Below are 23,228 nucleotides of genomic sequence, written 5' to 3'. Positions count from 1 at the left end.
GATGGCGTATGCTTTCGAAAGGAACCTCCAAGCATTATTCGGTGCTGTTTGTACTGCCGGCATTTATCTTGTTCAGCCTTTTCTTCATTTTGCCGAATCTGTCGGGATTCGTCATGGCCTTTACCGATTGGTCTTCTTATTATCCGCTCAGTCCCGGCTTCAACGGCTGGAGGAACTTCCAGGACCTGTTCGCTTCGCCCGTCTTCGCGACGGCCGTCCGCAACACGATCTATTTCACCGCCGTCACGACGGCTTTCAAAATCGTATTCGGTTTCTTGATGGCCATCATTTTGAACAACGGGGTCAAGTTCAAGAACACGTACCGGACAATCGTTTTTGCGCCATTCGTGTTTAATCCCCTCGTCATCGCATACGTTTTCAGCGCGCTGTATCAACCGGATTACGGTCCGGTCAACACGTTCCTTCGGTTTGTCGGTCTCGATTTCATGGCACAGCATTGGCTGACGGACGTCAAATACGCGATGCTGGCCATCTGCGTAATGGATATCTGGATTTCGATCGGGGCGATCATCGTGATTTTCCTGACCGGGCTTCAGTCCGTGCCGCAGGAATTTTACGAAGCTGCCACGGTAGACGGAGCGGGCGGGTTCCAGAAGTTCGTCCACATCACGCTGCCTCTCACCATCTATTCGCTGTCGATCAATACGATCCTCTGTTTGATCGGAGGAGCGAAAGTGTTCGGACAGGTATACGGATTGACCAACGGGGGACCGGCGGATGCCACGCAAGTATATGGCACGTTCATTTTCAAATCGTTCTCGTCGGGCTTATTCGGCTATTCCGCGGCAGCAGGGCTGCTGTTCACCGTGGTCATCAGTCTCGTCAGCTTTCTGACGCTCTATTTGTTCCGCAGGCTGGAGGTCGAATATTGATGTCGCATACAGTCAAAACCCGCTTGATCAAGCTGCTGTTGGAAGCCGTCATGCTCATTGTCGCCTTATGTTACTTGGCGCCCGTCTGGATCATAGTGGTCAATTCGCTCAAAGACACGCTCAGCGCCAACCGGATCGGGTATAGCTGGCCGAAACTGTTCCATTTTGATAATTACGCGCAAGTATTCGAGAAGTCCAATGCTCTGCAGGGACTTATCAACGGCGTGGTTATCGGGGTCACGGTCGTTCTGATCGCGGGATTCCTGTCATCCATGGCCGCTTATTACCTATCGAGAAAGAGCTCGGGATTTTCCAAATTCACTACGCTGTATTTCGTCTCCGGGTTGATCATTCCAACTGCGATCATCCCAACCTATTTCGCTATGCTCGTATTGAAGCTGAACAACACGTATTTGGGTTTGGTTGCGATATTCGTCGCCTATACGCTTCCGTTAAGCATTTTTCTCTATTCGGGTTTTATGCGAACGATTCCAAGGGAAATCGACGAAGCGGCGATCATCGACGGAAGCCGGCCGATGCAGATGTTTTTTCGGATCATCTTTCCGCTGCTCGCTCCCGTTACGGTAACGGTCATCGTTTTTAACTTTATTGGCGTATGGAACGATGTAACGACGTACCTTTACTTCGCGGGAGGGGACAAATGGCCGCTGCCGATGACGGTGTTCCAATTTTACGGGAAATACAGTCAGAGATGGGATCTGCTATTCGCCGATATCCTCGTCGCGATTGTCCCGTGCTTGATCTTCTTCGTATTCGGACAGAAATATATGGTTTCCGGATTAACGGCAGGTTCCGTCAAAGCCTGATGATCCGAGGAGGTGCTTGAACATGAATTTTGCGGAAAGCCGGTTTCGTTCGAAGTGGTTTGCTCACCCGATAATCGGTGATCCTTCATATGATACTTTTGAGAGATTCGCAGGCAATCCGGTCCACGAAGGCATCGGGATTTGGGATTGGCCGGTTAACGGCTTCCTGTTCGCGGACCCGGTATCGGGCAACTGGTACTTGTACGTCAGTTTGTATGCCAAAGGGTATCGGCATTGCGGCGTCGTTATGTTGATGCGCTCGACGGACAAGGGGAAAAGTTGGCGAAACCTCGGACCGGTATTTGACGGCAGGGGATTAGCGGAAAAATATACCCCAAAGGATGCGGCCTTGGCTTCTCTGGACGCTTCGGTCGTCTATGAGTACGGCATCTATCATATGGTTTACGGATGGGGCTCGCTCAAGGAGGCACAGGGTGGAATCGCGTATGCGTACTCCGATCATCCGGAAGGTCCATTTCTGAAACACCCGCATCCGATCAAAAATGAGACGGATACCGCGCTGATACACGGAATGTATAAGCGAACTTACGCGAGCACCCTGATTAAGCGCCGCGACGATTGGCTGATCCTCGCGATGATGAGCATGCCCCGGAATACCGGGGGCTCCTGGTCGCTGGTGGCGCTCACCTCCGAACGGCCGGATGGACCTTACGGCGATCCGGCGTTTTTGCTGTACCCGCAGAGTCCGTTCTACCATCCGGCACCGATCGAGTTTTATCCCGCTTATGTGCATGACGGATATGTGTATGCGCCATCCACTTCGGTAGGCCGCAACCGCACGTATCAAGCGGTATTTCGGGCGGAACTGGAGGAGGCGCATTCGGCGGAAGCTTGGGAGCTAGTTCAGGAAGGCTCCTGCTGGCATTCGGAGGCGAGACAGTCGGAGCGGTACGGGATCTGGGGCCAAACTTTCTCCGGTCAAGTCATGGAAGACGGCATGCTGCTGGCGATGTATCCTGCCTTGAACGAGCGGGGCGAGGGAACGATCAACATGGCTTCGCGTCCGTGGTCCGAACCTTATGCCGACCATTTCGTGCTTTCGGGGAACAACGCGGCAGCCATCAGCTTCGTTCGGCAGGGTTATGAGGAATTCAGCTTGGTGGCGGAGCTGACGAGCACGGAAGCTTTCACGATCGTGTGGGGGTGGAACGGACCCGTCGGGTCGACGGTGATGCCGCGCTGGGCGGACGGGATACCGCATGCTTCGATGTTCACGGACGGTTTAGGGCTTACGGTGAAAAGCGGCGGATTTGCCTTGGTTGCCGTGACGGCTCAGGGGACGGCGGAAGTGTTGGCGAGAACGGAGGATTACGATGAACTGGGCGCGGGTTGGGCGACAGCTGATTTGGGGCTGGAATCGGAGTCGGAAGTGGACGAATCCGGCGGGCGCCCGCCGTTCGGACAATCCATAGCGTACAGGATCGTCGTCCGGCAGGAGGAATCGCGCTGTCTCGTGGAGGTCAACGGACGAACGCTGACGGCGGATCGGCCCACCGTTGCCGGACGTATTGGACTCATTGCCGGCAATGGCGCGCTGGTCCGGTGCACGCGTTTCGAAATCGAAGGAGAAAGCCGGGAGCATTGGATAGAGCTGCTGCCGGGCGAGGGTTTGGCAGGCTCGGCTCAATGTCCGGACAAATGGGACTTGGAGACGGATCCGTCTTACGTCAATGAGTTTGGCTACCGTTCGACGGACCGGGCCGGTTTCGCGGAAGAAACCGGGTCCATGCTGAAATGGAATTTTCGCGGAGACGCGTTCCGCGTTCGGATGCCGGTTATAGGGTATGGCAAGATCAGCGTTATGCTGGACGGGCAATGGCTGGAAAATATCGAGCTGCTGCCCGATGCCGGGATACCGAGTTCGCGTATTGTGATCGGTCGGGACGGTCTGGCGGATGCAAACCATGCAGTGACGATAACTTTATTGGAAGGCGAGATGCGCTGCGACGTTTTCTCTTACCGGGTACGATAACCCGATAGACAGGAGGATGTTTCCATGTTGTTGACTTATAAGGAAATCGAGCAGTATCGGCGGGACGGTTTCGTTCTGGTTGAAGATGTGTTTTCCGCTGCGGAAATCGGGACAATGGTGGCGGACATAGAGGGTGGAGGACGCACGGCTGCATCGGCCATGAGCGTGGACGACGAGTCGGGGAAGAAAGCCAAGCTCGCGTATTGGGAAGAGCTCACGGACGATATCTGGTCCGACGCTTCCACCAGCCCGCGCGTCGTCAATAACGTGCGGATGCTGCTCGGCGAAGAGGTCAGCTTTTTCCACGGCAAGGTGATGATGAAAGAAGCCCGGACGGGCGGGGCGTGGGAATGGCATCAAGATTACGGCTATTGGTATGACCAGGGATTCCTCTTTCCCCACATGATAAGCGTGTTCGCGGCGATCGACCCGGCAACGAAGCTGAACGGGTGCCTGCGGGTGCTTAAGGGTTCTCATAAGTTGGGGAGGCTTACGCACCTCCAAGTCGGCGGGCAAACCGCCACTGATCCGGCACGGATCGCCGCGGCGGAGAAGCTGTTCGAAACCGTGTACTGCGAGATGAAGCCAGGCGCGGCGCTTTTCTTCGACTGCAATTTGCTCCACTGTTCGGCATCCAACGACTCGGATTATCACCGGAGATCGTTCATCATGTGTTACTCCGCCTGGGGAAATCCGCAATTGGCGAAGGACGGGAAGCCGGTGCTTCGCGAGCCATGCCCTGTTGCGGGAATGGGGAGGAAAACAAGCTTATGAATCACAGGTCAGACGCTGAATGTCGACGGCGGCTGGATGTTACATTAGGAGGAGCCGATGGCTGACATAATCTTATATCCTGAGCGGACGCTCGCTCCGCTCAAACGCCTGCACGGGGTGAACAACGGCCCCGTTTGCTACGGATCGCTCATGGACGTTTCCGTTTATTACGAGAGGGCCGGGATTCCGTTAGTCCGTCTTCATGACACGAACTGGCCTAATCCGGGAGAAGTAGATATCCATACTATTTTCCGCGATTTCTCTAAAGATGCCGACGATGCCGCATCGTACGATTTTGCGCGTACCGACGATTATATCGCCTCCGTGCTGGCAACGGGCGCAAAGATCGTGTATCGGCTCGGGGAAAGCATTGAGCATACGAAGGTCAAGCATTACGTCCACCCTCCCGCCGATATGGAGAAATGGGCGCGCATTTGCGTGAACATTATCCGCCATTACAACGAGGGTTGGGCGAACGGCTTTCATCATAACATCCGCTATTGGGAAATCTGGAACGAACCGGACAATCCGGACCGGCAGTGCATGTGGTCGGGGACGCCGGAGCAATATTACGAGCTCTACCGGATCGCGGCGACCGAGATCAAGAAGCACGATCCGTCCTTGAAGGTGGGCGGTCAAGCCGCGACCATGGTGAACATGCCGTTTACGGAAGGGTTCGTCGCGTATTGCCGGGAGCATCAGTTGCCTCTCGATTTTTTCACCTGGCATACCTATGCGGACGATCCGCAGCAAATTTTGAATAACGCCTTGAAGGCGCGGACACTTCTGGATGAGGCTGGATTTACGGATACGGAAAGCCACTTGAACGAGTGGAATTATATGCGTGCCGACGAAGGCGCGGACGATGAAATCTGGCGGCAATTGTGGAAGCCGGGTGGAGAGATTTTTCGGAGGAACCTGTTCGAACGGCAGAAAAACGAGGAAGGTGCCTCTTTCGTCGCCGCCGTGTTCGCGATGTTGCAGGATGCGCCAGTGGACGAAGCCAACTATTACGACGGTCAGCCGCACGAGCTGTATTGCGGACTGTTCGACGGCTATTGCATTCCGCAAAAGACGTACAGGGTGTTCGAACAATTCCAGCAATTGTGCGCTTATCCGCGCCGGATTGCCGTAGCAGTGGAGGAATCCGCAGCCGGCTTGTTCGGGTTCGGAGTCGCTTCGGATGACGGCGGAACAGCGCTGTGGCTAAGTAATTTTAGCGGCGAGAGCCGTAAATATTCGATCACGTCGGAAGGCGCTAACGGGGCGGTCGGCGGATGGTCGGCCGAGTGGCGATTGTTGGATGCGGAGCGTGATTTCGATTCCGCGGTGGAAAAGGCCGTGCTGGGGGAAGACGGAAGTATCGAAGTGTTCCTTCCCAAGCATTCTGTGCTTGTCCTGCGGATGAACCGATCGGATAAGAAAGAGGCGTTCGAATGAGCACGCTTAGCGAGCGATTCCGCAATCCGGGAGCCGAATACCGATCCAGTCCTTTCTGGGCTTGGAACGGTCGGCTCGACTCCGCGGAGCTTATTCGCCAGGCGAAGGAGATGAAGTCCCAGGGAATGGGCGGTTTCTTCATGCATTCCCGCGAAGGGTTGGAAACCGAGTACATGGGCGAGGAATGGATGGATTGCGTAGCCGACCTCGTCTCGGAAGCCCGGGAGCTCGGGATCAAAGCATGGCTGTACGACGAGGACCGTTTTCCTTCGGGGGGCGCCGGAGGGCGCGTTCCCCGGATGGGAGGCGACGCATTCCGCGCCAAAGCGGTGACTTTGGAGATGGTTGAACAGCTGCCGATAGAACCGGATGAACGTCTGTTGGCGCTTTTTCGTGCGCAGCTTCGAGACCATGTTGTGGTCGGTTTGGATCGCGTGAAGGAGGGGCTCGGTTCGCAGGCAATTGTACAATCGCCCAGCGAAGCGGAGGCGGACGTTTGGACGGTGTGGCTCGTACTGCGGCGCGAGGTTTCGGCCGGTACCGAATGGTTCAATGGCGAAGCGCCTGTCGACAACTTGAACCCGGACGCGGTGGCGGCTTTCATCGATGTGACGTACGAGCCGTACCGGGAGAAGGTCGGCGCCGAATTCGGCCGGACGATCCCCGGCATATTTACCGATGAGCCGAGCATCGCCGATTTTCATTGCCGTTATTCGAACGGACGCCCGTGGCTTCCTTGGACGGACGGCTTTGAGGGGATGTTCATGGAGCGCAGAGGCTACGACCTGATCGAGCGCCTGCCTTATCTTTTTCTGGACGGGGAACTGACGTCGAAAACTCGGCACGACTACTGGCGTACGATCACCGAACGGTTCTCGGAGGCGTATGCCCGGCAGTTGGGCGAATGGTGCGGACGCAACGGCCTGGCTTTTACGGGACATTTTCTGATCGAGCACAACTTGGGGATATCCACGCGCGTCAGCGGCGCGGTGATGCCTCATTACCGATACCAGCAAATCCCCGGAATCGATATCCTTGACGAGAAAACGGAGGAATGGCTGACCGTCAAGCAGTGCACGAGCGTGGCCAATCAGTACCGCCGTAAGCATGTGCTGTCCGAGACCTACGGCTGTTGCGGGTGGGATTTCACTTTCGAAGGCCAGAAATGGCTCGGGGACTGGCAGTTCGTGATGGGCGTGACGATCCGGTGCCAGCATCTGTCGTTATACAGCCTCAACGGCTGCCGCAAACGGGACTTTCCGCCCGTATTCAGCGACGTGTCGCCTTGGTGGAAATACAACCATGCGATGGAAGATTATTTTTCCAGGCTATCGGCGGTGTTGAGCGACGGGATTCCCCTGCGGGACGTGCTGCTGATTCACCCGGCCACGACGGCGTGGACGAGTGTGGGTTCGGATCCGGAACGTTATTTGCAATGGGAAGATCCGAGCTTGCTGGCCGTCAACGTCTATGAAGCCGACCTGGTGAGGACGATCAAGACATTGTTGGGCCATCACTACGACTTCGACTTCGGGGATGAAATTATCCTATCGGAAGAAGGGGCTGTCCGGGAAGGGCAGCTCATGGTGAAACACGCCGCTTATCGGGTAGTCGTGCTTCCAATGCTGAATAACTTGCTTCGATCTACATTTGAATTGTTGTTGCGTTTTGCGGAAGCCGGCGGGCAGATTGTGGCGATCGGAGCGGTGCCTGCTCTGATCGACGGCGAACCGTCGGGGGATTGGCAAGCTATGCAACGGCATTCCGGTTTTCACCTAGTTTCCGACGCGCGCGATGCCGTGGAGTGGTTGGAGCGAAACTTGCCGAGACGCGTATCCGTGCGCAATGAGTATGGTTTGGAAGTGCCGCAGCTGCTCTGCATGTTCCGCGAACATGAGGACGGCTATACCCTTTTCGTCGTGAACAACGACCGTCTGTCCGGGGTTGAAGCGGAAGTGCGCCTGAATGTGACGGGGGCGGTCGAAGAATGGGATCCGTTTACGGGCGAGATGTCGGAAAAGGCGGTAAAAACGGAGTCTGGCTCCATCCGTTTCGTCGATCGGTTGGGAGCGGCTGGTTCGAAGCTATACCGGATCCGCACGGACGGTGCGCCTTTGGCAGCGGAATCGAGGTACTCTTATCGGATGGCGCATGAGATGGATACGGCGTCTTGGACTTTGCCGGTAAAGAGTGTTTTTACGCGCACGATGCCTAATGCGCTTTTGCTGGACGTTTGCGCTTACCGGGTAAACGGCGAAGAATGGTCCGAGCCGATGCAAGTATGGCAGGCCCAGAAGGAGATCCGGACGCGATTCGGCATGCGGGACATTCATTACAATGGCCAGCAGCAAAGATTTCGCTGGGCGGACGTTCCGCATCCTGGGGACGGAGCCGAGGTGGATTGGCGGTTCGAATATGAGGTAGGTGAAGTGCCGGAAGGGGATCTTTTTCTTGTGGCGGAATTTGCCGAACGGTTTCGCGTAACTTGGAACGGGAAAGCCATTCCAGTCCGGGCGGAAGGTTCGTATATCGACCGCGATTGGCAGCGCATTCGTTTGCCCCGTTCTGCGGCGGGCCGGCAAGAACTGGTTCTGTCAGCCTTATATCGTAATCGAGACGAAATGGAAAATATATTCGTCATCGGAGAATTTGCGGTTGATGCCAGCCGCAAAATCGTGCGCGAGCCCGCGGAACTGGCTATAGGCGATTGGACGCTCCAGGGTTATCCGCATTATCCGGGAAATATGGTGTATCGTTATATTTTCGACGCGAGCGGAAGAGTGGAATTGGCCAGATTGAAGCAGGCTTGCAAACTGAGGTTGGGCAAGTGGATAGGCGTTTGCGCGGAAGTCCGGGTGAACGGGTCGTCGATTGGTTTAATTCCTTGGGAGGACGCGGACGGTCTCGACATTGCGGGTGGGCTGGTTGAAGGCGTGAACTGCATTGAGGTGGAAATCGCGGGAAGCCTGCGCAATCTGCTCGGACCTTTTCACCAATCGGGCCAGCACAATCCTTGGATGGATTGGTCGTTTTTTCAGCGGGAGGATGCGCGCGACGAACCCGGCTACAGGTTAAAGCCCTATGGTTTAATGGAGCAGCCGCGACTGTATTTCTGAGCACGTCAGAAAGTATAAATTTTCGCAGGGGAGTTAGTTTTCTAGAAGTCCGGTGAAGTCACAGGCATCGGAACGGTGGGAGCAGCGATTGGACAAGAACATGAAATGCCGAGCCGGCCTTCGGGCCGGCTTTTCCTGTAGCAGCGAAGAGGAGGATTCGTTTATATTCCGTTTAAACAGGTGATGCGAAGGGATAATGGTACGTTTCCGCGAACAGCCGCAGGCAGCAACAGGGATGTCGGACCGGTCGATCCCAAGAGTTTATGGATATCCGCCAAAAGTAAAAGGGCCGGAGGCTTTACCCGGCAAAGCCTCCGGTTTTTCTTAAATGTCGTCCTATTTACCCGATCAACGGTGAAAGATCCCCCTCATACAGCAGCGTCAACCGATGGAGCGCGCGGGTGCATCCGACATATAGGAGTTTGGCATCCTGAGTGGTGCGGGCATATAGCCGCTCATTCGCGTTGGCTATGAGGACCGCGTCGAATTCCAGGCCTTTGGCCAGATAGACCGGCACGACGGTTACGCCTCCGCGGTATTGGCTCTGCCCTTCCGCTATGAGATTTGCCTCAATCCCGGCCGGCAGCATCAGCTCATGGATAAGTCGGCATTCCTCGTCCGTGCGGCAAATGATGGCGATAGTTCGCATTCCGCGTTCTTGGTTGTCGCGTATGAAACTTGTGATCGCGGCCAGTTGATCCGCTGCCTTGCCGAGAGGAACGATATCGACCGGATCTCCGCTTCGGAACACCGGCTCGGCGGGAGGCAGCCCCGTATCGGTAAACGGGAGGATGCGGTTGGCGAACTCGATGATTTCAAGCGTCGACCGATAGCTTTGCTTCAGCACGTGATAGGAATTGTGCTGTTCGTCGAACATGGCGGACAGCTCATCCCATCGTTGCACGCCGCGGTAAGCATGAATACCTTGGGCCAAGTCGCCAAGTATGGTGAAGGACGGCTCGTTCATGAACGTGTTCAGCAGCGCGATTTGGAAAGGAGAGACGTCTTGCGCTTCATCGACGACCACGTGATCGAAAACAAGGCCTTCGGCTCCATTAAAGGAATGATGAATCCAGACAAGAGGCGCTAGATCTTCGGGGAGAACATGTCCCTTTTTCAAATAGGCCTTCGTTTCGTTCAGTATCTTCTTCGGAATAAAGTCATCAGATCCCTGATTAAACACGCTTTGATAGAAGGAGAGGGCGTCGGCTTTCGGCAGCTTGTTCATATAAGCGCGCAGCCGCTGCTTGCCGGTCTTGCTTTTATCTTTGCGTACTTTCGGGTCGCCGATGTTCGTGAGCTGCATTTCCAGCCAGCGGTTGATTCTTGCCGTCAACCGTTCGCGCCGAGCCGCTAAGTGATAATGGCGATACTCCACTTCAAACCACTCGCGTATCGTCTCGCTGGGCAATACCCTGCCTTCCCACGCTTCGAACGGTTGATCCACCAAGAAATTCTGTTCGAGAACGCGCAGCTGATCGTCGAGCCATTTTTGGAAAGTCAGAGAACCTTTGAACCTACCGGGCGTTTCGTCGTTAATGGCCGGGCGAGTCCCTTCGAGCGAGAACCATCGGTTGCCTTCCGTTGTCCCATCCGCCAATCGAACGTTCCCATCCAGAATATCCAAAGCCCATTCCGCGAATGTCGTTTGCTTTACGTTGCCGACCCCGAGCTCGGGAAGAACGCCCGAGATGTAATCGAGGAACATCGTGTTCGGCGCGAAAATAATCATCCGCTCCGCGCGGATTTGCTGCTGGTACTGGTACAGGAGGAATGCTAAACGGTGCAAGGCGATGGTTGTTTTACCCGATCCTGCGGCACCTTGTATTATAAGCGCTTTGTAGCGGGGCGCCCTGATAATCAGATCCTGCTCCGCTTGAATGGTCGATACGATATCCCGCAGCCGGTTATCCTTCTTGTCGCCGAGCTTGTAGAGCAGAAACTCGTCGTTCAAGCCGATGTTGTCTCCGCCGCGTTCGTAACTGTCCACGACTCTTTGCAGCGTTTTATCCCGGATGGATAAACTCCGTTTGAGGTAAATGTCGCCTTCGATCGTACCATCCGGCGCTTCGTACGTGACAGACGCATCTCCGCCGGTGAATGAATAGAACAAGCTGGCGACCGGCGCTCTCCAATCGATGATGTAAGGTTGGCCGGTTTCTTTGTCGTCCATGCCTCGCTTGCCGATATAGAGGGGGAAAGGCTCGGATTTGCTCTCTTCCCGAAAGTCGAGCCGACCGAAGTAAGGTTCGCTCGCGAGCAGGTCCAGCCGTTGCCGCGTTTCCTCCCGTTTAGCCTCAAGCAGCTGCTCGACATAATCTTGGCCATGATAGACCGGGCCGATGTCCGCGCGCTGCCGTTCGATTTCCTGAAACGTATGCTGAAGCCGGGCCTGCTCTTCGTGGTGTGGGTGCTGCTGTGTTTCCATGCGTATGCCTCCTTGCATTCAATAATAACTTTACCTATTGTGGCGCATTTTCGCAAAAAACAATAGACTTATGTTTTCCGGTTTGTTATGATGTTGAGTACAGGATTGCCTAAAAGAAGTAGAACAAACGTTCCCATTAATATGAGCGACAGAGAAAGCGGGTAAGATCTCGATTTGAGGGGTCTGGGGCCCGGTTTTTTCATATGTATCGACAATTGCAGGAGGGTAAACATGGACATTCAGGATAATCAGGATAAACCGGTTGAGAAAAAAAAGCTATCGCTTAACGTCGTCAGCAACAAGGAACATAGAGGATTCGGTGCGGGAACGATCGATTTGAGCCAGGTTTCCTGCGTGATCATCGATGAAGGGGAAGCGTATATCGATGTCGGGGCGATGCACGCCAAGAGCAAGATCGAGAAGGGCATCAAGTTTTCCCCAGACAAAGAGAACGTGCCGAACGGTCGTCCGGCATGGATCGTATGGGTAGCCGTCGACCGCAATGAGGGCGGTACGTATTACGCGGGTGCGACTTCCTGTGAGATGCTGATCGATACGGAGGCTAGAAGGGGATGGAAAATTCTCCCTGACCATGTTAATCGGCTAGACGCTTCACTCAAGCGGAAGTATATGCTCGATAACATCGGACCTGTGGAGAAGGAAGCTCTTCGCAAGCTGCTTGTTGAGCATAATGCGGAGTGGTGGGATCATTCTCCTCAGGCTTTGAAGGATTTGCTGGCTTAACAACGTGAATAGAATAGCTAAGGGGTTGTTCCGAAGTCATTAGAGACTTCTGGGACGACCCCTTTTTTTGAACGATCAAAAAGTGTTTTTAATATCCGTTCGGAAGGGCGTAGAGTCTGCCTTCACCAGGAAGAAGCAGCTGTGAGATAACTCCCGTCGAAGCATTATAATTCGTGCTCACTTCCAACCCTGTTGACTTTGAAACCTCCGTTACCGTTGACGGTTTCGGGTTTACGTTAAATGTAAAGGTTTCGGTGACGGTCAATGATTTATTGACTACCATAATATATTTTCGATTGCTTGCGTTAGAGAAGTAAGAAACGATGACGTTGTCGCTCGTTTTATTTGGCTTCCAGAAGAAACCGGACGGCACGCTTTTTGAACCGGCCTCAACGACGCCTGAGTGATATAACGCTTGCGACGTCAAGCCCATCAACGTTCCGCCTAAATTTTTCACTTCTGCGTTAACGTTCTTAACCGGCGTAAATAAATCCGTTTTGTTTCCGCTCGGATCGATAATGCCATTGTCGAATTGCGTCCCTGCTTGATTCGTCGGAGTCCACCAAGTAAACCAGAATAAGGCTTTGTCTCCATATGCAAGGCTGGTAAATACATTAAATCTTATTTCGTCTGCATTGGGACGTCTGTAGCTGCTGGGAATACCGAATGACTGTAGGAAGCTTGCCGTATCTACGCCCTTTTTTAATCCCATAGCTCTAATCAGTTCTTTATTCCGATAGTAACCGATGTTCAATCCGTGATAATAAACGATCGGATATTGATCATAGGACAAGTATCCCAAGTGGGATGCTCCCATTGTGTCTACGAACTCTTCCAGATAATCCTGATAGGCCGAGCTGTATACGGCTCTGAAATATAAATCATTGCTCTGCGCGACATTATTAACATATGCGCTTCCATCACTGTAAACATCCGTATTGGAATGAACGACCCACCCTACGGAATTATTTCCGCCTCCGCTATGGGTCAACTCGAAATAATAGGTCGTATTCGGCTGTAAATCAGCCCAAATATAAAATCTGGGGCGATCGCTATTATAGGACCGGTTTAAAGTAGTCTTACCGAGAACTTGCAGTTTTGACGTATCGGAATAGAGCGTTATTGTTAAATATTCATCAGCAGACCATTGCGTGGGATCAATATTCAGTTCCAAGTACTGCAGCATTCGATCCAGCGTCGCTGGCGTTTTGAAAGTTTGGCCTAATGAATTCGTTAAAGTTACAAAGGAACCGGTTCCGCTGGCATTGGAGGTAACGGATTTGTCTTTGGAATTGCGATCTTTGTAAATTTGGAAATAGTTATCGTAAGTTTTTACGACACCGCCTTCATAAGCGCTGCCGCCCGCGTAGACATCGGTCGATGATCGGGCTACCCAACCGATGGAATTGTCGCCGCCTCCGTTATGAGTCAACTCCCAATAATACGAGGTATTGGCTGTTACGCTTGCATTGATCAGGAATCTAGGAAACCCGGCATGTCTGGACCCCGATAACGTATGAGAAGCAATCCGGGTTGTTTTGGATGGAGAATTCCACAAGGTCAAAGTAAGCGCTTCTGAGCTGCTCCAATTCGTATAGTCTAGCTCCAGCTCAAAGTAATCGATATAGGATGTACCGGCTGGGGTAGTGAAAGTTTGTCCAATTGGATTCGTACTCGTCACAAAACTGCCGTTGCCTTTCTGTAATTGACTTAATGATAGGAGGGGGTTTGCACTGACCAGAGCCCCGCTTTCATCAAAGGACGGCAATGAGGTCGTATACTGGCTTTTATAGATGCTGAAGTAGAAATCATTGGTTTTTGCAACGCCATTTTCATAAACGGATCCGTTTAAGTAGACATCGCTTGCTGAGGAGGTTACCCCGCCGACTGAGTTATTCCCGCCTCCGTTATGAGATAATTCCCAATAGTAGGGAGTAACAGGGGATACAGAAGCTTTAATCGGAAACCGAGGATAGTTGCCGTTATTGGTTGCGGTTAATGAGCTCGACGCAATAAGCGTGCTCTTGGCAGGTGAGTTCCATAATTTCAAAGTAAGCGTTTCTCCGGCTCCCCATTGACTGCTGTCGATATTGAGCTCGATAAAATCGATATTGTGCAAATCGGCTGGCGTATAGAAGTTTTGGCCTAACGGATTTGTGCTCGATAACGTATAGCTTGAGCCCGTTGACAATTGAGCCATCACGGAAAAGGGGGATAGCTGAGCTCCGGTGTAAACTTTGAAATAATAATCCCCGCTTACTGCCGCGTTATTGACATATCCCGTCCCATTGGAATACGTATTGCTTGAGGATGAGGTCACCCAGCCGATCGAGTTGTCTCCGCCTCCGTTATGAGTTAATTCCCAATAATAAGAGGTGTTTGGAGATACTGTCGTTTTAAGGGGGAACCTTGGGTAAAAGTCGTTATTTTGCGATAACGTGCTGGATGCGATTAGGGTGGTTTTTGCCGGAGAATTCCACAATTTTAAAGTGAGCGCTTCTCCGCTTCCCCATTGATTTACATCTGTATTGATTTCAATGGAATCGATATAAGTGATATTTGAGGGTGTCGTAAACGTTTGTCCAAGTGGATTGCTGCTTGTGACAAAATAGCCGAATCCCGTTGAGGTTTGCGCTAACGCCAGAGTGGGAGATATTTCCGTTTCTACATCGGTCGGATTAATGGGAAGCAGATTTGTATAATTAACGGCGTCGGAACGTTTGAGTAAAAACCGGTTGTTCGCGTTGGCGATATAAGAGAAATTAGGGTGAACGGTTCGTCCATCACATAATAACCGCCTAAAGCGGAGTGATTTTTATAGCTGTCGGCCATGGCATCGATTTCCGCATTCGTAGCGACATTGTCGTAAATCTTTTTGAATCGCGAATCGGATGCAATCACTTTCATTCCTCGGGCACCCGCTAAATCCAGCATCGTGTTATTGATTGCCTCCGTCGATAAATCCGTGGCATGGGTGTTAATAATCCAATTAATGTTAGCGTCCTGCAAATAATCATATTGCGTTGCGTTTGTCTGAGTCGCTACCGGCGGCCAATAAACGCCGATCTTAAACTCCGTATTCGAACTGGCCAGCGACGTTTGCGGTATTGCCAAAATAATCGCCAAAACAATGAACATTAACGAGAGCGCTTTCATGCCTCTTCTCATAAAAACACATCCTTTTTAGTTGATAAGAACAATGAATGTGATAAAACGATAGTCTTTGCGGCCGTTCTCGGGATGCCATCCTTCGGATATATATTATATGTAATATATAATATTACACTTAGATATTACAATAGATTTCTATGATGTCAATACGATTGCATAACAAAAGCTGCGGCTCCCCGGTTAACGAGAGGGGCCGCAGCTTGTTTTAAATCTGGGTATTCACAGCTTGGAGGAATTCTTTACCGCTTATTCCGGGAAGCTCTGATTTTATCCTCATACTGCTTGAAGATAATATTTCCGTTATACTTCGTCATCAGCTCATCGCGGTATTTCGGCCAATTCTGGCCCGATTTTTCCGAGAATAGCATTTTCACCTGAAGCTCATCCTGCCTGCTGCGCAGAGCTTCGACATTGATCGTGAACGGCGGTGTTAAAGTCGTACCGAGACCTTCATGCACCGTTATGTTTGCTAACGACTGCAATATTTTCTTATCCCGTTCCGTTACCCGCGGATCGAGAATAGTAAAGCCCAGAACTTCAGGCGCATCGGGAGTGAAGAAGTCCCAGATTTGCAGGAAATCTCCTTGAAGACGAATATCCTTTTCAATCGCTTCCGGAATTAGAGTTATCCGGTTTCCTTCCCGCGTATAATGTTTTCCTTCCAAGCCGTAATGAGTTAGCAAGTAGCCTTCCTCGCCTGCCAGCCAGTCGAGAATGCTCGCCGTCTTCATCAGTTTTTCGGGTTTGGCGCCGGCCGTATTGTTGGAGAAAACGAATGGATAATTGGCGGCAACCGCCACACGCAGCGGTCGATTGCCGAACGGGTTGAAAGGTACCCAATTAGCATGCGGATTGACGATACGGCTTCTTGATTGCAGGCTGTCTCGGTTCGAGTCCAACGCGAAGTCTGCCGTATCACCCATAATAATTCCTGCTTTGCCTTGAACGGCTTTGTCGAACTCCCTTCGCGGCGAGTTTAGAAACCATTCCGGATCAATCACACCTTCATTCATGATCTTGACAATATCCGTCACGGTTTGTCCAACGCGCACATCCGTCTGCATGTCGACCAATTGATTGTTCTCGTAATAAGCTGGAAATAGAAGGCCGTTCTTGATATATTCCGGCCATTCCAAGGAAATGCTATTCCCGTTGCCCGCAGTTGTGAAGCCATAAGTATCGTTGATACCATTGCCGTCCGGATCATCATAAGTAAAGGCATGAAGCACTTCGACGTATTGTTCGTAGGTTTGCGGTATGCTCAGCCCAAGATGGTCCAGCCAATCTTTGCGTATATAGTAAGCGCGGTACGATTTTCGATCATAGGGAATTGGCGCGCGGGCAAATTTGTTGTGCACCTGGTATTCGCGAAGCTCTTTTTCGCTAATCCAATACTTAAAATAGTTTGGCATAGTGGACGGATTTGCATAGTAGGACATGTCCGCCAACACATTATCGAGCGTATATTTAGCTCCGCCGTCCGTGCTGATATTCAGCCACATGTCGGGCGGGTCGTTGGCTGCCAGCTTCGCCGCCAGAGTCTCGGTATAATCTTCGCCAGGAGCCATGACAGTGACTTCCAAGTTGACGTCAAACTTACTTTCAATGGCTTGCAGAACGAAATCCTTTTCTGATTCAGGCAATGTTGATTCGGGCGGACCGCTGATGAAAAACTTCAAAGTAAGCTTCTCTGGGTTGTTTCCTTGATCCGTGTCCGAATCGCGCGATCCTGACCATCCGTTGTGCAACAATATATAGGCGCCGCAAACGACGAGAAGGATAACAGCCAGAGAAACGCCGATCTTGATTCCTCTCACCTGTTTCTTCCTCCCTTGCTGTTGATTCATCTCATTATTTTTGCGAGTCTCGTTCTTAATGTTAATCGTTTTTACGGGGGAAATAAACTATGTTTCTCAACTTCGCTTTACAGCAAACGCTTTTTGACGGGATAATAGGGCTAGCAGGGAAGTAAACCGAGCTTAGGAAACGACAGGTGATGCTATGGGTAAAAGTTGGTTTAATAGGCTTCTTCTTTCGTATTTACCGGTGTTTTTTATTATTTTCCTCAGCTTGCTCCTGATGACGTATTTGACAATTAGCGAGCTGTCCAGGAAATCGGCCGAGAAAGCAAACGAAGCGCTGTCGCATAATATCATGAAGCTGGTTGACAAAACATTGGATGAAATCGATTCGATGATGCTGTACGAAATTCAGAATAACGAGCGAATCAAGCTTTTTTATAGCGAAAAGGCGCCAAACGAACGCAATTATGCCGATTTACAGGCAGCAAGCGAGCTCAAGGAGCTGTTGCTGAAAAATCCGATGATCGACTCGATTTATTTGTACCGCACATCCGATCAGACGGTTTTGACCTCGTCGGCGCTGACCACGCTGGATGCGTTCGCCGACAAGCAGTATCTCGGTCTGACCGTTAGCAGCAAGCAACCGTACGATTGGACGTTCAGATCGCAGCGGGTGTCCGGGCAGGAGGAACCCATCATCAGCTTGGCCAAAATCGCCGATCTGTTCGATTACAGCATTATGGTCGTCAATATCCGGCCTGAAAGTCTGCGTAAAGTCATGCAAAGCATGGTATATACGAAGACGACCTTCGTGGAATTGACCGACCGGAACGACAGGTTCATCGTATCTACAGAAACGGATCGCAAGCCGGACGTGACGCATCCGTCCAAGTATACTCAAGCCAAAGTATTGTCAGAAGCGGTCTCGGATTTGACTGGCTGGACGTTTCGAAGCGGTAACCACGGGGGCACGATCGTCGAATTCGTATCGTCCTTATTTTACATTTGGATGGGGCTTGGTTTTGTAATCGTAGTAGCTGGAGTGTTATGGCTGATATACGTTTCGAGACGTAATTATAAGCCAATAAGATCTTTAATGAACCGTTTATCGAATGTCCGACCGATGCCAGTCGAAGAGAATGCGACGGGGAAAGTGGACGAGTTTCAACTAATCGAGACGACAATTGAAGGACTTCTGGACGAATCGAACATGCTTCAGGAGCAGCATCAGAAAAATATGGTGTACCGCAAACGGCATTTGTTCCTGAGTATGATGGAGGGGAACGCGGGTTCACAGCCTAATGTCTGGCTGGAGGAATTGAAGCAGCTCGGGATGGACGCCAAGGTGACAGCAACGGTCGTGGCCTTGGCCGAGATCGATGACTACGCGGAATTTGAACGTCAATACCGCAACGACCAGCATTTGCTGAAGCATGTCCTCAGCAAGGTCGTACAGGAAATGAGCGAGAACAAGCGATATACGGTATGGACCGAATGGATCGATCATTGCCGTTTGGCCATACTGGCCATATTCCGCCATCAGGAAGACGGGGAACAGGAAATGGTGCTTTTCTGTGAAGCGCTTCGGCAATGGGTGGAGGAAAATCTGGATTTTACCGTTACGATCGGGGTCGGTCGACAGACGGACGGATTGGAACGGATATCGGAATCATTCCGGGATGCGATCGCTGCCGTCGGCTTTAAGCCGTCTCTCGGATATAACCGGATTATCGAGCTGGTTCATGTCTTATCCCGGCCCAAAGGCGAGTTGTTTAAGCAATTGCAGTGCATTCGCGCTCTCAGCCAGTCGTTCCGGGCAGGCGATAAGGAATGGGAACGGCATTATCAGGAAATGTATGATAATATCCAAGATCAATTATACTCCTATGATGATTTGTACAATCTGATGCAGGTGTTGATCGGGCATTTGCAGAAGGAAATGGCCGAGCTGCCGGAGGAGATGTACCGGATATGGAACGAAGACACTCACGGAGCCCTGCTCAATGCGCTCAAACGGAATGAGAAGCTGGACGACAAATTCAACGAATTCCGCAGCATTTTGCAGGAAGCCCAAATCCGAATCGGCGAGCTGCGCGAGAGCAAGTCGACGCATCAGCTGGTGTTTCAGGTGAAGGACTATATCAGCGATAATTCTCATAATCCCAATCTGTCGCTTATGCAGCTAAGCGAGGAATTCCGATTAAACGCGAGTTACTTGAGCCGATTGTTCAAGGAGGCGTTCGGAGTCAAATTCGTAGAATACGTTACTTCCATACGGATGGAGAAGGCGGAGCGCCTGCTTGTGGATACGGAGGACGCGATCCAGGATATCGGCCGGGCTGTCGGATACGAGCAGTCGATGACCTTCATACGAGTGTTCAAAAAGCATACCGGCATTACTCCCGGACAATACCGGAAGATGAAAATGTAGAGCGAGCCCGGCTGAACATAGCCAGGCTTTTTTTTCTGAATGACTGGAAACCCGCTCTGCGTCAGTTTATTTTGAACTTCCATACAAGAAAAAATCTATTAGAAAATAAAAGTCTATTGTCTGAAAATTCAACTCATTTCGGATTATGTCTACCTTGTCATAAATGGTCTATTTACGATCAAGAACCGTGAATGCTACTTTGACTTACGTAACGCAAATATAAATTGGGAGGGTTCAACAGTGAAACAAAAAGGAAAGGTTTGGGCACTGGCGTTGCTGTGCATGGTAATTGTTATTTCATTATCAGCGTGCAGCGGCAAAGGCAATAATGACAACGGAGCTAGTCAATCGGCGGCAACTGGCACGGCCACGGCAACCGAAACCGGTAAGCAAACGGCGGAGTCGGACGTGTATCCGGAGAACGGACTTCCCAAGAACGAGAAAGTAACGCTTAAATTTGCTTATTGGGAAAACGGAAACGGCAGGGAATGGATTGACTATGCCATGGATACGTTCAAGAAGAAGTTTCCGAATGTAAGTTTCGAAACGACGTATTCACCGAAAATGGATACGATCATCGGGACTAAAATATCCGCAAACAATGATGAAGACATGTTCGATATTTTCTCGAATAATATTGCCGGCGGACCGGATGCTGTCCTCAGCCTGGTGGAAGCGGGCAAGATCGAGCCGCAAGACGACCTGTGGGATCACAAAGCGTATGACAACGAAGGAAAAACATTGAAGGAGCTTCAATCGGGTATTTATGAAGGTTCACCCCGAGTTTTAGGAAAAATGTATGCGATTCCTTCCGGTCAAAGCGTAACGGGCCTTTTCTACAACAAAGCTTTGTTCGAGAAAAACGGATGGAACCAGAATCCGAAAACATGGAGCGAATTTACTGCGCTTGTCGATACCATTAAAGCATCGGGGCTTATCCCGATCACCTACCCAGGCAAATATCCGATCTACTTAAAATTCAGCTTCGGACTCGGAGCGGAATACGCGCTAGCTGAAATAAACGGAAATCTGGATGCATTCAATGATGCGTACAGAAATTATAAAACGCCATTCTATGCATCCCCGGAAAGTTTGGAGCTGCACAAGCGAATTTATGAGTTAGGCCAAAAGAAAGCGTTTCCGAACGGTGTAGCCGCATTGACGCATACGCAATCGCAAATGCAGCTGCTGCAAGGACAAGCTGCAATGGCATCGACGGGCGAATGGGTTCAGAACGAAATGAAGGATTCCATCCCGGACGGCTTTCAGTGGGGCTTCATGCTAGCGCCGATGGGCGATAAGCCGGATGATGTGAAATATCATTCAAGTTATACGCAAGGAGGCCACTTTATTTGGGCGGCCAAGCCGGAGTTGAACAAGAAGTGGGCGAAAGAGTTTCTAGTTTGGACTTGGAACCTGGATGTGCAGCAGCGTTTCGCTGAGAAAGCGGGTTCGTTGCCGGTGCGCAGCGATTTCATGAATGACCCGACTATGGCTGAGAGTCTGCAAGCAGCACCTAAAGCCGTTCTTGAGTATATGAAGAATAATACGGTTAAAGGGACTAGCGATGCGCGAAATGTTACGCTGACAGATCCGAATGCAACGAATGCGAGTAAGCTCGTGGATGAAATCCTGAACGATGTCGCTTCAGGCAAGGTGGATCCTGCGCCAAAGCTGCTGGAAGCCGAGGAGCTGCTGAAGAAAGCGATCGCAGCACAGAAGTAATACTGTTAGCAAGTGTATAAGCACATCACGGAGCGCTGATGCTTTCAGCGCTCCGTGAATATCAAAGGGGGGCGACATCGCTTTGGAAGACATGCCTATACCTGTCAATAATGCCGGACAACCTAGACGAAGTTGGCAGCAAAAGGCCAAGTTTCAAAAACGATTATTTATTTTGCTGGCAACAACCCCCGCTTTCGGAGGTTATATCCTATTTACGTTATATCCGAATCTGCTGTCCGTTTATTATTCACTGCTCAATTGGAATGGAATAAAAGAACCTGTATTTGTCGGGTTGGAAAATTTCAAAAATATGTTTCAAGACAAATACGTATGGCGGGCTTTATGGCATAACGTTCTTTACATGGCAACGATCCCTCCTCTCGTTATTTTCATCTCGTTAATTCTTGCCTATGTACTGGGCAATAAAGGCTATCGGCTCACTTCGATTTATAAGGTGCTGTTCTTCTTTCCTAATGTTCTTTCTACGGTTGCCATTTCCTTGTTGTGGGCCTTTGTCTATGATGGGACCTTTGGATTATTGAATGCCGGACTAAGGATGATCGGGATTGACGTCGGTAATTTTTACTGGCTGGGCGAACGGGAAACGGCTTTATGGGCGACTATTCCGCCGGCAGTTTGGGGAGGCGTCGGTTTCTATTTCGTTATTTTCCTCAATGCGATGAGTACGATTCCGAAATCGCTGTATGAATCGGCCATACTCGAAGGGGCAAGCCATACGACGCGGCTGTTCCGCATTACATTGCCGCTCATGATGCCGATTATTCGCGTATCCGCGATTTTTCTGATGCTCGGTGTGTTCAAAGGGTTCGAGAACATATTAATTCTAACGAATGGCGGCCCGTCAGGTTCGACGGACGTTATCGGACTTTATATGTTCAATGCCGCATTCGGTACCGGCATTCACAATTATGGCTACGCTTCCGCGATCGGCATGATGTTGTTCGTTCTTCTCGTGGTGGTGAAGCTAATCATTGATAGATTTACGGCGAATCAGGATGCCGAATACTAAGGAGGGGATACAGTGAGAGAGAAAAGAACGATATCCGACGCTTGGTGGAACATCATTCTCCTGATCTGGTCAGTGTCCATCCTGTTTCCTTTGATTTGGGTATTCTATGAATCGCTAAAGACCAATCAGGAGTTTTTCCAGGGTGTATGGGAGCTGCCGAAAAAGCTGAGCTGGATCAATTATAAAGACGCATGGGATGAATACGGAATCGGTATATCGATGATCAATACGATTTATTATGTCGGAGTAAGCTTGGCGATCGGCACCTTCTTGACCGCTATAAACGCTTATGTATTAACCCGACTGAAATTTAGAGGACGGAAGCTAATGTGGGCTGTCATCATGCTCTCGCTGTTCCTCCCCGGCATTAACGCTCTGGTGCCTCAATATGTTCTCATGCGGGATATGAATTTAACGAACAGTCTGACAGGTCTTATTATTTTGGACAGCTTCAGCGAAAGCGCTTTTTTTCTAATGATGCTGGGCGGATTTATGCAATCCCTGCCGAAGGAACTCGAGGAGAGCGGTGCAATTGACGGGGCGTCTATCTTTCAAATATTTTTCCGTATCATATTGCCTCTGTCAACGGCCGGTATTGTGACGGTGGCGATATTCAAATTTCTTGGCTTGTACAACAATTTTCTCGGGCCATTCATTTATTTGGGCGATCCGGATAAGTATACGATCGGTGTCGCAATGTATCAGGCGAGTCAAATTATGCAGTATAAATCGGATTGGGTCACTTTATTCGCCGGACTAATGATTACGATGATTCCGCTCGTCTTCATGTATATTTTCCTGCAGCGCAGAATTATGGAAGGGGCTACTTTAGGAGCCGTGAAAGGATAGTGTGA

Annotated in this window: 15 protein-coding genes; 11 read left to right on the top strand and 4 right to left on the bottom strand. The window is 50.9% G+C overall.

Translation table 11 applies throughout. The features are described 5' to 3' along the window. Window positions 1-8: 8 nt before the first annotated feature. Genes K7P76_RS11705 through K7P76_RS11680 form a run of 6 tightly spaced genes read left to right on the top strand, consistent with a single transcriptional unit; the run spans window position 9 to window position 9,043 of the window. Window positions 9-893 carry a carbohydrate ABC transporter permease gene (locus K7P76_RS11705; protein WP_232185483.1) on the top strand — a complete coding sequence of 295 codons (885 nt, stop codon included), beginning with the start codon at window positions 9-11 and terminating at the stop codon, window positions 891-893. Beyond that, a complete protein-coding gene (locus K7P76_RS11700; RefSeq protein ID WP_232185482.1) occupies window positions 893-1,720 on the top strand; it encodes a carbohydrate ABC transporter permease in 828 nt (275 codons plus the stop codon). The genes K7P76_RS11705 and K7P76_RS11700 overlap by 1 nt, the downstream gene beginning before the upstream one ends. A gap of 22 nt (window positions 1,721-1,742) precedes the next feature. Further along, a complete protein-coding gene (locus K7P76_RS11695) occupies window positions 1,743-3,713 on the top strand; it encodes a glycoside hydrolase family protein (protein ID WP_232185481.1) in 1,971 nt (656 codons plus the stop codon). Between the two features lie 24 nt (window positions 3,714-3,737). Next, window positions 3,738-4,487, top strand: a complete 750-nt coding sequence (locus tag K7P76_RS11690; RefSeq protein ID WP_232185480.1) for a phytanoyl-CoA dioxygenase family protein — start codon at window positions 3,738-3,740, stop codon at window positions 4,485-4,487. 57 nt (window positions 4,488-4,544) lie between these two features. Then, complete coding sequence (locus K7P76_RS11685; RefSeq protein WP_232185479.1) at window positions 4,545-5,927, top strand: GH39 family glycosyl hydrolase; 1,383 nt, start codon at window positions 4,545-4,547, stop codon at window positions 5,925-5,927. After that, complete coding sequence (locus tag K7P76_RS11680; RefSeq protein WP_232185478.1) at window positions 5,924-9,043, top strand: glycosyl hydrolase; 3,120 nt, start codon at window positions 5,924-5,926, stop codon at window positions 9,041-9,043. Before K7P76_RS11685 ends, K7P76_RS11680 begins: the two co-directional genes overlap by 4 nt. Before the next feature lie 340 nt (window positions 9,044-9,383). Here K7P76_RS11680 and K7P76_RS11675 read toward each other — a convergent pair whose 3' ends face one another. Further along, entirely contained in the window at window positions 9,384-11,471 is a 2,088-nt protein-coding gene (locus K7P76_RS11675; RefSeq protein WP_232185477.1) for a HelD family protein, read from the bottom strand. A gap of 231 nt (window positions 11,472-11,702) precedes the next feature. Here K7P76_RS11675 and K7P76_RS11670 point away from each other — a divergent pair, with 231 nt between their 5' ends. Continuing rightward, complete coding sequence (locus K7P76_RS11670; RefSeq protein WP_232185476.1) at window positions 11,703-12,215, top strand: YwhD family protein; 513 nt, start codon at window positions 11,703-11,705, stop codon at window positions 12,213-12,215. An 88-nt stretch (window positions 12,216-12,303) separates the two neighbouring features. On the opposite strand, the gene K7P76_RS11665 is transcribed toward K7P76_RS11670, so the two are convergent. The 3 genes from K7P76_RS11665 to K7P76_RS11655 form a co-directional block, all read right to left on the bottom strand. Continuing rightward, window positions 12,304-14,697 carry a hypothetical protein gene (locus K7P76_RS11665; RefSeq protein ID WP_232185475.1) on the bottom strand — a complete coding sequence of 798 codons (2,394 nt, stop codon included), beginning with the start codon at window positions 14,695-14,697 and terminating at the stop codon, window positions 12,304-12,306. A 182-nt stretch (window positions 14,698-14,879) separates the two neighbouring features. Continuing rightward, window positions 14,880-15,383 carry a hypothetical protein gene (locus K7P76_RS11660; RefSeq protein ID WP_232185474.1) on the bottom strand — a complete coding sequence of 168 codons (504 nt, stop codon included), beginning with the start codon at window positions 15,381-15,383 and terminating at the stop codon, window positions 14,880-14,882. A gap of 242 nt (window positions 15,384-15,625) precedes the next feature. Further along, window positions 15,626-17,203, bottom strand: a complete 1,578-nt coding sequence (locus K7P76_RS11655; RefSeq protein ID WP_232185473.1) for an extracellular solute-binding protein — start codon at window positions 17,201-17,203, stop codon at window positions 15,626-15,628. Window positions 17,204-17,387: 184 nt separating this feature from the next. Between K7P76_RS11655 and K7P76_RS11650 the strand changes: the two genes are divergently transcribed. From K7P76_RS11650 to K7P76_RS11635, 4 genes are all read left to right on the top strand, one after another. After that, complete coding sequence (locus K7P76_RS11650) at window positions 17,388-19,619, top strand: helix-turn-helix domain-containing protein (RefSeq protein ID WP_232185472.1); 2,232 nt, start codon at window positions 17,388-17,390, stop codon at window positions 19,617-19,619. A gap of 240 nt (window positions 19,620-19,859) precedes the next feature. Beyond that, a complete protein-coding gene (locus tag K7P76_RS11645) occupies window positions 19,860-21,344 on the top strand; it encodes a type 2 periplasmic-binding domain-containing protein (RefSeq protein WP_232185471.1) in 1,485 nt (494 codons plus the stop codon). Between the two features lie 91 nt (window positions 21,345-21,435). Continuing rightward, a complete protein-coding gene (locus K7P76_RS11640) occupies window positions 21,436-22,374 on the top strand; it encodes a carbohydrate ABC transporter permease (RefSeq protein ID WP_232185676.1) in 939 nt (312 codons plus the stop codon). Window positions 22,375-22,386: 12 nt separating this feature from the next. Next, window positions 22,387-23,223, top strand: coding sequence for a carbohydrate ABC transporter permease (locus K7P76_RS11635; RefSeq protein WP_232185470.1), 837 nt, complete (start codon window positions 22,387-22,389; stop codon window positions 23,221-23,223). Window positions 23,224-23,228 lie beyond the last annotated feature (5 nt).

It is taken from the genome of Cohnella silvisoli (genome assembly GCF_021190915.1).
Classification (GTDB): domain Bacteria; phylum Bacillota; class Bacilli; order Paenibacillales; family Paenibacillaceae; genus Cohnella; species Cohnella silvisoli.
This window is presented reverse-complemented; position numbering and strand designations above follow the sequence as displayed.

Excerpts from the sequence above, each read along its gene's own strand:
- K7P76_RS11705 (WP_232185483.1), top strand. The coding sequence starts at position 9 with ATGCTTTCGAAAGGAACCTCCAAGCATTATTCGGTGCTGTTTGTACTG.
- K7P76_RS11700 (WP_232185482.1), top strand. The coding sequence starts at position 893 with ATGTCGCATACAGTCAAAACCCGCTTGATCAAGCTGCTGTTGGAAGCC.
- K7P76_RS11695 (WP_232185481.1), top strand. The coding sequence starts at position 1,743 with ATGAATTTTGCGGAAAGCCGGTTTCGTTCGAAGTGGTTTGCTCACCCG.
- K7P76_RS11690 (WP_232185480.1), top strand. The coding sequence starts at position 3,738 with ATGTTGTTGACTTATAAGGAAATCGAGCAGTATCGGCGGGACGGTTTC.
- K7P76_RS11685 (WP_232185479.1), top strand. The coding sequence starts at position 4,545 with ATGGCTGACATAATCTTATATCCTGAGCGGACGCTCGCTCCGCTCAAA.
- K7P76_RS11680 (WP_232185478.1), top strand. The coding sequence starts at position 5,924 with ATGAGCACGCTTAGCGAGCGATTCCGCAATCCGGGAGCCGAATACCGA.
- K7P76_RS11675 (WP_232185477.1), bottom strand. The coding sequence starts at position 11,471 with ATGGAAACACAGCAGCACCCACACCACGAAGAGCAGGCCCGGCTTCAG.
- K7P76_RS11670 (WP_232185476.1), top strand. The coding sequence starts at position 11,703 with ATGGACATTCAGGATAATCAGGATAAACCGGTTGAGAAAAAAAAGCTA.
- K7P76_RS11660 (WP_232185474.1), bottom strand. The coding sequence starts at position 15,383 with ATGAGAAGAGGCATGAAAGCGCTCTCGTTAATGTTCATTGTTTTGGCG.
- K7P76_RS11650 (WP_232185472.1), top strand. The coding sequence starts at position 17,388 with ATGGGTAAAAGTTGGTTTAATAGGCTTCTTCTTTCGTATTTACCGGTG.
- K7P76_RS11640 (WP_232185676.1), top strand. The coding sequence starts at position 21,436 with ATGCCTATACCTGTCAATAATGCCGGACAACCTAGACGAAGTTGGCAG.